Genomic DNA, 302 nt, shown 5'->3' on the forward strand with positions numbered 1-302 from the left:
GGGAAGTCCTCGGCGTCCGGCACGTCGACCGCGATCTGGAGCCCGAGCATGTCGCTGCCCGAGACCTTCTTCACCCAGGAGCGGAAGATCGGGTCAGCAGTCCACTCCCAGGGGGCGCCGAGGTAGTTACCGTAGCCGAGCACGAATCGACCGGGGATCTCCTCGAAGGCCTGCAGGGCGGCATCCGCATACTCGGGGGTGCGCAGCGCGTGCGACCAGTCGAGCGTGGTCGTGACTCCCGTGTCGAAGGACTCGAGGGCGGAGAGCAGGTTGCGCCAGAGCGGAAGAGCGGCGGGTAGGGA

General features: G+C 67.9%; 1 pseudogene. It reads right to left on the reverse strand.

Going from position 1 to position 302, the window contains the following annotated elements:
• Positions 1 to 302 (reverse strand): annotated as a pseudogene (locus tag FVP33_RS19645) (hypothetical protein); the annotation flags it as partial.

Origin of the sequence: Lacisediminihabitans profunda, from assembly GCF_008040105.1 — a bacterium.
Taxonomy (GTDB): Bacteria; Actinomycetota; Actinomycetes; order Actinomycetales; family Microbacteriaceae; genus Lacisediminihabitans; species Lacisediminihabitans profunda.